The organism is Oleiphilus sp. HI0079 (genome assembly GCF_001635105.1).
In genome coordinates this window covers 1-371 of record NZ_LWFT01000370.1, presented here as the reverse complement: position 1 = coordinate 371, position 371 = coordinate 1, and the positions used below count along the sequence as shown (strand labels likewise).

The 371-nt window shown below is 50.4% G+C and carries 1 pseudogene; it reads left to right on the top strand.

Annotated elements, in window-relative coordinates:
• Positions 1-287 (top strand): annotated as a pseudogene (locus tag A3750_RS04900) (tRNA (guanosine(18)-2'-O)-methyltransferase TrmH); the annotation flags it as partial.
• Between the last annotated feature and the right edge of the window lie 84 nt (positions 288-371).

Below are 371 nucleotides of genomic sequence, written 5' to 3'. Positions count from 1 at the left end.
CTATGATGGGAATGGTTGAATCGTTCAATGTGTCTGTAGCGGCAGCGATTATTCTTAGTGAAGCTCAGCGGCAGAGGCAGTCAGCGGGAATGTACGATAGACCTCGGCTTGATCGCCATGAGTATGAGCGGACATTCTTTCGTTGGGCGCACCCGAACATCGCCAAATATTGTCATGAGCATGAATTGGACTATCCTCCCGTTTCGCCAGACGACGGCGAAATCATCAATCCTTCACAATGGTATGCGCGAGTTCGCGCAGATAGACTGGATAATCCGAGCGAGTGATCACAAAGCTGGTTAAGTTGGCATTGCCAATGATCGTTGGTCAGTTGGCGTTTGCCTCAATGGGGTTCGTCGATACGGTCTTGC